9 protein-coding genes and 1 pseudogene are annotated in these 10,304 nt (G+C 73.1%); 7 read left to right on the forward strand and 3 right to left on the reverse strand.

All coding sequences use genetic code 11. From position 1 onward, the window contains the following. The 7 genes and pseudogenes from E1211_RS32745 to E1211_RS26835 form a co-directional block, all read left to right on the forward strand. Positions 1 to 726 (forward strand): annotated as a pseudogene (locus E1211_RS32745) (hypothetical protein); the annotation flags it as partial. After that, positions 704 to 934, forward strand: coding sequence for a phosphopantetheine-binding protein (locus E1211_RS26810; RefSeq protein WP_132352124.1), 231 nt, complete (start codon positions 704 to 706; stop codon positions 932 to 934). The pseudogene E1211_RS32745 and the gene E1211_RS26810, both read left to right, overlap by 23 nt. Next, complete coding sequence (locus E1211_RS26815) at positions 931 to 2,139, forward strand: cytochrome P450 (RefSeq protein WP_132352126.1); 1,209 nt, start codon at positions 931 to 933, stop codon at positions 2,137 to 2,139. The genes E1211_RS26810 and E1211_RS26815 overlap by 4 nt, the downstream gene beginning before the upstream one ends. After that, positions 2,136 to 3,560: an amino acid adenylation domain-containing protein gene (locus tag E1211_RS26820; RefSeq protein ID WP_165947351.1), complete on the forward strand. Its 1,425-nt coding sequence runs from the start codon at positions 2,136 to 2,138 to the stop codon at positions 3,558 to 3,560. The genes E1211_RS26815 and E1211_RS26820 overlap by 4 nt, the downstream gene beginning before the upstream one ends. Beyond that, entirely contained in the window at positions 3,557 to 5,044 is a 1,488-nt protein-coding gene (locus E1211_RS26825; protein ID WP_132352130.1) for an aminotransferase class V-fold PLP-dependent enzyme, read from the forward strand. The genes E1211_RS26820 and E1211_RS26825 overlap by 4 nt, the downstream gene beginning before the upstream one ends. A 150-nt stretch (positions 5,045 to 5,194) precedes the next feature. Further along, on the forward strand, positions 5,195 to 6,142 hold the full coding sequence (locus E1211_RS26830) for a DUF389 domain-containing protein (protein WP_132352132.1): 948 nt from the start codon (positions 5,195 to 5,197) through the stop codon (positions 6,140 to 6,142). Between the two features lie 95 nt (positions 6,143 to 6,237). After that, positions 6,238 to 6,672 carry a nucleoside deaminase gene (locus E1211_RS26835; protein WP_132352134.1) on the forward strand — a complete coding sequence of 145 codons (435 nt, stop codon included), beginning with the start codon at positions 6,238 to 6,240 and terminating at the stop codon, positions 6,670 to 6,672. A gap of 4 nt (positions 6,673 to 6,676) precedes the next feature. Here the strand turns inward: E1211_RS26835 and E1211_RS26840 are convergent, their stop codons facing one another. The 3 genes from E1211_RS26840 to E1211_RS26850 form a co-directional block, all read right to left on the reverse strand. Next, positions 6,677 to 7,135, reverse strand: coding sequence for a dihydrofolate reductase (locus tag E1211_RS26840; RefSeq protein WP_132352136.1), 459 nt, complete (start codon positions 7,133 to 7,135; stop codon positions 6,677 to 6,679). Next, a complete protein-coding gene (locus tag E1211_RS26845) occupies positions 7,132 to 7,929 on the reverse strand; it encodes a thymidylate synthase (protein ID WP_132352138.1) in 798 nt (265 codons plus the stop codon). The genes E1211_RS26840 and E1211_RS26845 overlap by 4 nt, the downstream gene beginning before the upstream one ends. A gap of 70 nt (positions 7,930 to 7,999) precedes the next feature. Next, positions 8,000 to 10,304 (reverse strand): tetratricopeptide repeat protein (locus E1211_RS26850; RefSeq protein ID WP_132352140.1); only part of this gene is annotated, 2,305 nt, incomplete at its 5' end.

Here is a 10,304-nt window from a genome sequence, read left to right on the forward strand (position 1 = left end):
CCCTCGTACCGCGACAGCGCCGCCACCCACCCACCCCACCGCGTCGCCCGCTTCGCGCCGTTCTGGAACCGGGTGCTCACCGACGTGCCGGCCCTCGCCCCGGGCGGCGGCGCCGACGTCGGCACGGCCGAGGTCCGGGCACCGAGCGGCATCACCCAGGCTCGGGCGGGGGCGGTCGCCCGCGCCGTACGCAGCACCCCGTTCGTCGTCCTGTTCACCGCGTTCACCCGGGCCCTCGACCCGCTGCGCCAGGGCGAGGCCGTCGTTCCGGTACTCACCCACGGCCGGCGCCGCTCCGACTGGGACACCGTGGGGCTGTACATGAACGTCTTGCCGGTGCGGCTCGGCCCCTCGACGGTGAACGCGGTGCACGGCGCGTTCGCCGAGGCGTACGCCAACGAGATTCCGTTCCCGGTGCTGCTGGACGCGGTGCCGCAGGCCGACGCGCTCTTCACCGACGGCGGGCCGAGTCTGGCCCAGTTCGAGGTCATCCAGGTGCCCGCCGGCGGTGGGATCGAACCCTTGACGATCCCGCCCGGGCTCGGGCTGGGCGGCCCGGTGCTGCCGGTGAACGGGCTGACGTTCTGGCTCGAGCCGGGCGCCGGCGGCGCGTACACCGTCTGCCTGCGCCACCACCGCTCCTACCGGGAGGCCGAGATGCGCGCGTTGATCGGGCGGTTCATCGACCGATGGGAGGAGATCGATGCCCACGCGACCCGAGCTTGAGGCGATGTTGACCCGGCTGTGGAGCGAGAAGCTGAACGTCACACCGGTCGGCGTCGAGGACAACTTCTTCGCCCTCGGCGGAGACTCGCTGCTCGCCGCCGACCTGCTGATGGACCTCTACGACCGGCTCGGCGTCGAGGTCGACGCCGCGGTGCTCTTCCTCAAGCCGACCATCGCCGAGCTGGTCGACGAGGTACTGGCCGCATGAGAACCCCACCGTGCGGCCACACCCGCCCTCCGGGCAGGCTCCACCTCGCCGACCCCGACCTCCACGGCGTCGGAGACCCGCACAGCCTCTGGCGGGCGCTGCGCCGGTGGGATCCCGTCCGCTGGCAGCCGGTCGAGGGGCGCTCGGGCTTCTGGGCCGTCACCCGCTACGCCGACGCCAGGGCCGTTCTCAACGACCACAGCAGGTTCACCTCGACCGGCGGGGTGATGCTCAACATGCTCGGCCGTCCGGAGCCGGCCCAGAACCAGCAGTTCGCGGCGAGCGACCCGCCGCGACACGGCCTCATCCGCGGGCCGCTGCACCACCGGATGACCACCCGGGCGGTGGCCCGGCACGCACCCGCCATCCGTTCCTTCGTGCGGGAGCTGCTCCGGCCCGCCGACGGAGTGGTGGACTTCGCCGAGATCACCTCCGCCCTTCCGCTGGCTTTCCTGGGGCCGCTGATGGGCATTCCCGTCGCGGACTGGCCCGACCTGGCCCGGTGGGTGTCCATGTCGGTGGCCGAGCACGACCCCGACGTCGTGCTGCCGGACGGCCCGTCGGCGACCCTCGACCGGGGGCACCGGGAGCTCTTCGCCTACCTGCTCAACCTGGTGCTGGCGCACCGGCGGCACCCACGCGGCGACCTGGTGGACGTGCTGGGTGCGATGCCGCTGCGCCCCGGCGCGGTCGTGGCGAACTGTTACAGCCTGCTGCTCGGCGGCAGCGCCGCCATACCGCACGTGCCCCGCGCGACGCTGGCCGAGCTGATCCGCGCCGGGCGCTACGAGGACTGGGCCCGGCAGCCCGAGCGGGTCGACCGCGCGGTCGAGGAGGCGCTGCGCTTCACCTCACCGGCCGGGCACTTCATGCGGCTGGCGACCCGGGACACCAGCGTCGGCGACGTACCGATCGCGGCCGGCGACGCCGTCGTGGTGTGGCTCGGGTCGGCCAACCGCGACGAGTCCGTCTTCGCCGACCCCGACACGCTGACCCTGGACCGCCACCCGAACCGGCACCTCGCGTTCGGGGACGGGCGGCACTACTGCCTGGGAGCGGCCGTGGCGAGACTGACGCTGCGGGTCTTCTTCGAGGAGCTCTTCACCACCTTCGCGTCCTTCGAACTCGCCGGCGACATCGAGCGCGTCCGGTCGAACTGGCTGGGCGGTATCAAGCGGATGCCGGTCGAGGGCAGGCGGCGGTGATCCCCGAGACGCTGGCCGCCCAGCTGAGCACCCACGGGAACGCGCCGGCCGTGGTGGATCCGGAGCAGGCCCTGACCTACGCGGACCTGGACGGCCTCAGCGGCGCGGTCGCCGCCCACCTCCGGCGGCGGCACGTGGCCGTCGGGGAGCCGGTGATCGTGCACACCCGGCTGTCGCGGTGGGCCGTCGTGGCCATGCTCGGGGTGCTGCGGGCGGGAGCACGCTACGTCCCGGTCGACGCGGCGTTCCCGGCGGGCCGCCGGGAGCTGATGGCCTCGGGGAGCGGCGCCCGCGTCACCCTCACCGAGCAGCTGCTGGCGTCGCTGTCGCCGACCTCCTCGCCCTGGCGCGACGGACCCGACGCCTACACGATGTTCACCAGTGGGTCGACCGGCGTGCCCAAGGCGGTCACCGTGTCACGAGCGGCGCTGAGCTACTCGACCGGCGCCCGGCTGGCGTACTACGGCCTCCCGCCGAGGCGGTTCCTGCTCTGCTCGTCCATCTCGTTCGACAGCTCCGTCGCCGGCATCTACTGGACGTTGTGCACCGGCGGGACCCTGATCATCCCGAGCGACCGGCCCTTCGACGTGCGGGCACTGCTCCGCGCCGGCGACGCGCACCGGCCCACCCACACGCTGATGGTCCCGTCGCTGTACCGGCTGACGCTTCGGTCGCCGATACGCAGCCTCTCCACCGTGATCGTGGCCGGCGAGAGCTGCCCGCCCGACCTGGTCGACCTGCACTACGAGCGGATGCCGCAGGCGACGCTCTACAACGAGTACGGCCCGACCGAGTGCACAGTCTGGAGCACCGTGCACCGGTGCGCGGCGGGGGAGGACCCGGTCCCCATCGGCCGGGCCATCCCCGGCACCACGATCTCGGTCGACGACGGCGAGCTCTGCGTCTGCTCGCCCGGCGTGGTCTCCGGAGGTCCCGTGTACCGCACCGGCGACCGGGTCAGTGTGGGCGCGGACGGCCTGCTCCGGTACCACGGGCGGATCGACGAGCAGCTCAAGGTCGGCGGCGTGCGCATCGAACCGGCCGAGATCGAACACGCCCTGATGTCCCACCCGGCGGTGCTCCTGGCCGGCGTCGCCGTCCCCTACCAGGGTGTCGCGTTCGTGGTCTGCGCCGAACCGGTGGACCAGCAGACGCTGCGGGCGCATCTGCTCGACCGGTTGCCGGCGGTGGCCGTGCCCACCGTGTTCGAGCGGGTGCCGCGGCTGCCGAGCCTTCCGAACGGCAAGCTCGACCGGGGCGCCCTGAGCCGGACCGGCCGACCGGGGGAGCGCCACGATGGGCCGTCCGGTCAGGCTTCCGCCGAGCGGCGGAATTGCGACAGACAGGTTACATCGATGTCGTGTGATGCTCGGGGGGTTGACGGCTCGACCCACCGCCCGGATTGGCCGCACCCCACATGACGACCGAAAAACACGCCCCCGCAGCACCCGCCGGCGTCGGTGTCGCGGCGGCCGCCTCGTACGCCCGGACCGCCCGGATCGACGAGCTGCGCGCCACCGAGTACCGCCACCTGGACCGCGACGGCCGGGTCTACCTGGACTACGCGGGCGCCGGGGTGGCCGCCCGCGCGCAGGTCACCGCACACCACGACCGGTTGCTCGCCGGTCTCTACAGCAACCCGCACTCGGAGAACCCCACCTCCGAGGCGGCCGGATCACTCGTCGACTCGGCCCGACGCGCCGTGCTCGACTTCTTCCGCGCCGACCCGGCCGAGTACGCGGTCATCTTCACCCCGAACGCCAGCGGCGCCTGCCGCCTCGTGGCTGAGGCCTACCCCTTCGGGCGCGCCTGCCCGCTCGTGCTGACCTGGGACAACCACAACTCCGTCAACGGCATCCGGGAGTACGCCCGCGCCGCTCACGCGCCGGTCCGCTACGTGCCGGTGAGCGGGCCCGAGCTACGGGTGGCCGAATCCGACGTGACGGCCGCGCTGACCGCCGGCCCCAGCGGCCCGGCCGCCCGTCCCCGCCGGGACCGGTCCCGCGGCGCGGGACTCTTCGCGTACCCGGCGCAGAGCAACTTCACCGGCGTGCAGCATCCGCTGGCCTGGGTGGACCTGGCCCGACGGCACGGGTACGACGTGCTGCTCGACGCCGCCGCGTTCGCCCCGACGAACCGGCTCGACCTGAGCGTCGTCCGGCCGGACTTCGTCTGCCTGAGCTGGTACAAGCTCTTCGGCTACCCCACCGGCGTGGGGACGCTGCTCGCCCGGCGCGAGGCGCTGGCCCGGCTGCGTCGGCCCTGGTTCGCCGGCGGCACCATCCGCGCCGTCAGCATCCAGGGTGACTGGCACCAGCCGATGGGCGACGAATCGGGATTCGAGGACGGCACCCTCAACTTCCTCAGCATCCCCGACGTGGAGTTCGGGCTGCGCTGGCTCGACGCGATCGGAGTCGACCTCGTCCACACCCGCGTCGGAGTGCTCACCGAGTGGCTGCTGGGGCAGTTGACCGCGCGGCGGCACCGCAACGGTCGACCGCTGGTGCGCGTCTACGGACCGGCGACCGGGGAAGCCCGGGGTGGCACCGTGGCGCTCAACTTCCTGTATCCGGACGGCTCGCTCGTCGACGAGCGGCTCGTCGCGGTCGAGTCGTCGGCGGCCGGCTTCGCCCTGCGTACCGGCTGCTTCTGTAATCCGGGCTCCGCCGAGGCGGCCTTCGGGATCGACCCGGGCCTGCTGCGCCGCGCGATCCTCACGCACGCCGAGACGATCGACGCGCACCTCGCCACGCTGCGGCTGCCGACCGGCGGAGCGGTACGCATCTCCTTCGGGCTGGCCTCGACCGCGGCCGACGCGCAACGCTTCCTCTCCTTCGCCGAGTCGACCTACCTGGACCGGAGCGGCCCGGCCGACATCCGGTTGGCGGCACGGATCCGCTGCTGACCAGGGCCACCTGTCTCATGAGCGGATCGTGCGGGTGCCGATCGCCGCGCCCGGGCCCGTACGGGGTCCGCGCCGGCCGCGGATCGGGCGGTAGAGTCCCGACGGCTGGCCGGGCGAGGGAGGATCGGCCGGTCGTTCGAGGGGGAGAGCGTGCTGCACCTGAGGGTGATCGCGACGCCGGATCAGTCGGCCGCGGTCACCGACCTGCTGGTCGCCGAACGTGGCGTGACGCATCTGGTGGTGCTTCCGGGCGCCGCCCGCCAGCCCGCGGGTGACCTCATCACCTGCGACGTGGTCCGGGAGAGCGCGGACAGCGTGCTGCAGGGCCTGCAACGGCTGGGCGTGGAGGCGCAGGGCGGCATCGCGGCCGACGACGTCGAGCTGGCCATCTCGGTGGCCGCCGACCGGGCGGCGCGGGAGGCGCCCGGCAGCGGCGCCGACGCGGTGGTCTGGGACGAGGTCGCGGCGAAGACCGGTGAGCAGACCGAACTGAGCGGCACCTACCTGGTCCTGATCATCGTGGCCACCATGATCGCCGGGATCGGGGTGCTGCTCGACCAGCCGATCCTCATCGTCGGCGCGATGGTGGTCGGCCCGGAGTTCGGGCCGCTCGCGGCGATCTGCGTGGGGCTCCTGCGTCGCCGGTTCGACACCGTGTGGCGGTCGCTCCAGGCCCTCGTGGTGGGTTTCCTCGCCGCCATGGTGGCCACGGTGCTGAGCACCTGGGCGCTGACCGCCGTGGGCCTGGTCAACCGGGCGATGCTGCTGGCCGACCGTCCGCTGACCGACTTCATCTGGCGCCCGGACGCGCTCTCCTGGGTGGTGGGTCTGCTCGCCGGAGTCGCTGGCATGCTCTCGCTCACCTCGAAGAAGTCCGGCAGCCTCGTCGGCGTGCTGATCTCGGTCACGACGGTCCCGGCGGCCGCGAACGTCGCGGTCGCCGGGGCGTACGGCGTCTGGGACGAGGCGGGCGGCTCGGCCCTCCAACTGATCATCAACGTGTGCGCGATCGTACTGGCCGGGCTGCTCACCCTCGCCGTACAGCAGCTCTGGTGGTGGAACCTGGCCCGTCGTTCCCGGCGTCGGGCCACCGCATGAGCGGGACCCGTGGCGATCGATCCGGAAGATGCTGGCAGACCCGGCACGGCGTGCCAGGCGCCGACCGCCCTGGCCACACACTGGAGGAGATCATCGTGATCACCACTGCCGACGAGCAACTCCTGCGGCGTGCCATCGCCATCGCGGCGCACGCCGTCACCCTGGGCGACGCCCCCTACGGCTCCCTGCTGGCCGGCCCGGACGGCGCGATCCTCGCCGAGGCCCACAACACGGTCCGGCGTGACAACGACATCAGCGCCCATCCGGAGCTGAAGCTCGCCCGCTGGGCGGCCCGCGAGCTCGCCCCGGACACAGCCGCCCGCACCACCATGTACACGAGCTGCCAGCCGTGCGGCATGTGCGCCGGCGGCATCGCCCGCTCCGGACTCGGCCGGGTCGTCTACGCGCTGGCCACCGATCAGCTCGTCGAACTCCACCCGGCCTCGGGCGCCTGGCCCGCGGTTCCCCAGGACGGCCCGGCGCTGTTCGACGAGGCACGCGCCCCCATCGACGCCTACTACCGGCTCTGAGACCTCAGCCCCAGGTCAGGAACCGGTAGTGCAGCCCCGTCGACGACTCCAGCCACTCCCCGGTGGAGTCCGGCGGGCGCCCCACCTCGGGTGCGTACGTGTCGCCCTCGAAGTGCTCCTGGATCTCGGTGACCACGATCCGGTCCGCGAACGGCAGCGCCGCCCGGTACACCGCCTCGCCACCCATCACCCACACGTCGCCGGTCACCGCCGCGAACGCCTGCGCCAGGTCGGGGAAGGTCTCCACGCCCTCCTGCGGCGTACGTGACAGCACGAGATTGCGCCTACCCGGCAGCGGGCGGAACCGCGGCGGCAGCGACTCCCAGGTCCGGCGACCCATCAGCACGGTCGCGCCCGAGGTGAGGGCGCGGAAGTGCTTCAGGTCCTCCGGCAGGTGCCAGGGCAGCGCGCCGTCACGGCCGATGACACCGTTGGACGACTGCGCCCACTCGACCCCGATCACACCGCCACCGGGGCCTTGATGCCGGGATGCGGGTCGTAGCCGTCGAGCGCGAAGTGCTCGTAGGTGTAGTCGAAGAGGCTGTCAGCCGGCTTCAGGCTCAACGTCGGGAACGGCCTCGCGTCGCGTGCGAGCTGCGTGCGGACCTGCTCCTCGTGGTTGTCGTAGATGTGGCAGTCGCCTCCGGTCCAGACGAAGTCACCGACCCCGAGGCCCACCTGCTCGGCGATCATGTGGGTCAGCAGCGCGTAGCTCGCGATGTTGAACGGCACGCCGAGGAAGAGGTCCGCGCTGCGCTGGTAAAGCTGGCAGGAGAGCTTGCCGTCGGCGACGTAGAACTGGAAGAACGCGTGGCACGGCGGCAGCGCCATCCGCGGGATGTCGGCCACGTTCCACGCGGACACGATGATCCGCCGCGAATCCGGGTTCTCACGCAGCGTACGCAGAACCTCACTGATCTGGTCGATGTGCCCGCCGTCCGGGGTGGGCCACGACCGCCACTGCACGCCGTAGACCGGGCCGAGATCACCGTCCGGCGCCGCCCACTCGTCCCAGATCGTGACGCCGTTCTCCCGGAGCCAGGTGACGTTGGCGTCGCCGCGTAGGAACCAGAGCAGCTCGTACGCGATCGAGCGGAAGTGCACCTTCTTCGTCGTGATGAGCGGGAAGCCGTCGGAGAGCCGGTAGCGCAGCTGGTGGCCGAAGATCGACCGAGTTCCCGTGCCGGTGCGGTCCGCCTTGCGGGCGCCCGTGGCAAGGACGTGGCGGAGCAGGTCTTCGTACTGGGTGTCCGGCATGCCTGCGAGCCTAGCGCTGACCTCCCGTTCCGCGATCACGCCCGCCGCCTTGCCGCAGGTCACGAGCCGATCACGGAGCGTCCTCCCGGTGGGCGGTCGGCTCCGTCCCGGCCGTCGCCAGGGCGGCGCGCAGCCGCGCGCACGCCTGCGGGTCCAGCCCGTCGAGCCGGGCGAGCGCCTCCCGCCAGTGCCGGCGCGCCACGTCGTCGTGACCGAGACCCGCATGGGCGTCGCCCAGCGTCTGCAGCGCCAGGCCCGTGCCCCGCTGATGCGCGTAGCGCCGGCAGATCTCCAGCGACTCGCCCGCGCGTCGGATCGCCGCCCGGTGGTCGCCGGCGGCCAGCAGCGTCTCGGCGAAGTTGACCAGCGCCTGGGCCTCACGTAACGGATCCGTCCCGCCGCCGGCGACGGCGAGTCCCGCCTCGTGACAGGCGACGGCCCGCGAGTAGTCGTGGCGAGCCCGGTGCACCAGGGCCAGGTTGTCGAGCACCGACGCCTCCTTGTGCCATTGACCGAGTTCCCGACGGATCACCAGCGCGGCCTCCAGGTGGTGCAGGGCGCCGGTGAGGTCGTCGCGGTCGCGCAGCGCGTTGCCGAGGTTGTTCAGGATGGCGGCCTCGCCGCTGCGGTCGCCGAGTTCGCGCTGGACTCCCAGGCACCGCTCGAGCAGCGGGATCGCTTCGTCGAGCCGGCCCTGCCGCAGCATCGACACCGCGACGATGTTCAGCCCGGAGGCCTCGCCCGAGCGGTAGCCGTGTCGGCTCGCCGCCGTCACGGCGAGCTGGCCGAACTGTTGCTGCTCGGCGATGTGACCGGCGTAGTCGAGGAACTTGGCCGCCACCAGGGCCAGGTCGCTGACCTCGGTGAGGGTCCGGCCGGCCGCCGTCTGCTGGCGGGCCACCAGCAGCAGGTTGGTGTGCTCCCGCTCGAACCAGGCCCATGCGTCCGCGGTGTCACCGAGCGGAGGACCTGGACGTGCCGGAGTGACCGGTTCGCCGATGCCGAACGTGTCCTGCGAATAGAGCAGCCGGGCGGCGTTGACGGTCACCGCGAGCAGCCATCCGGTGAGTCGACCGAGTGCCGTCTCCTGGTGGGCCGGGTCGTCGGCCGCGTTCGCGCGTTCCCGGGCGTAGAGCCGCACGATGTCGTGGAGGCGGTACCGACCGCCGCCGGCCGACTCGACCAGGTACGCGTCGACCAGCGCTTCCAGCGCCCGCTCCGCGTCCGCCAGCGGCAGCTCGGCGAGCGCCGCGCAGCCGTACGACGTGAAGTGCGTCCAGTCCGGCAGCGCGGCGAGCCGGAAGAGCCGGGCCGCCTGCCGTCGTTCCGCCTGCGGCGCGTCCTCGAAGGCCTGGTAGCCCAGGTGCAGGCTGGCCCGCACGGAGAGGTCGCCGACCTCGAGGACGTCCAGCCGTAGACCCTCGTCATCCATTCGCGAGGCGAGGCCGGTGAGCGAGGCGTCCGGCCGGGCCGCGGCACGGGCACCGACGATCCGCAGCGCCAACGGCAATCCGCCGCAGCGGCGTACCACTGTCGTCGCGGCAGCCGGCTCCGTCCGCACTCGCTTCGCACCGGTCAGCCCGGTGAGCAGGGCGAGCGCCGCGTCGTCGGGTAACGGGTCGAGGCGGATCCGGGCGGTCGCGTCCAGGTCGGGAAGCATCCACCGGCTCGTGACGATCGTGGTGCACCGGGCGCCGCTGGCCAGCAGTGGCCGGACCTGGGCCGCCGACGCGGCGTTGTCGAGAACCACCAGCACACCCCGCTCGGCGGTCCAACTGCGCAGCAGCGCCGACGCCTCGTCGAGCGAGGCGGGAACGGTAGGCGCGCCCAGCGCACGCAGGAACCGGCCCACCACGTCCGCGGGTTCGGCTGCGGCGATCCCGGCGGCGGCTCCGCGCAGGTCGGTGTAGAGGCAGCCGCCGCGGTAACGCCCGGCGATCTGGTGCGCCACGTGCAGGGCGAGCGCGGACTTGCCGACACCGCCCGCCCCCTCGACGAGGCAGACCGCCGCCTCGGCCTCCGCCGACGCGAGCAGCCGGCCGACCTCCGCCGACCGGCCGACCATCAGCGGCGGCGCCGGCGGCAGTTGATACGGGACCGGCGTCTCCGGACGGTCGTCGGCGGGCTGCTCCTCGGCGACGGTCGGCCACGACGACCTGCGCGGTGCGGCCGGGTCCCGCCGGTCCCCCGACCCGTCGGCCAGCCTCCCGCGCTGACCGGCGAACGGGCCCGTCCCGCCGCCGGGAACCAGACGGAGGGCCGCGGAGCCCTCGGTCTGCGGCGCCGGCCCCGCACCGTCGGTCCCGTGGGTGACGGAACCGCCGGCCCCGGTGAGGCGAGCGGTCCGGCCGGTCGAGGAGGGGCCGGGGCGGGCC

The organism is Micromonospora sp. 15K316 (assembly GCF_004348525.1).
GTDB lineage: Bacteria > Actinomycetota > Actinomycetes > Mycobacteriales > Micromonosporaceae > Micromonospora.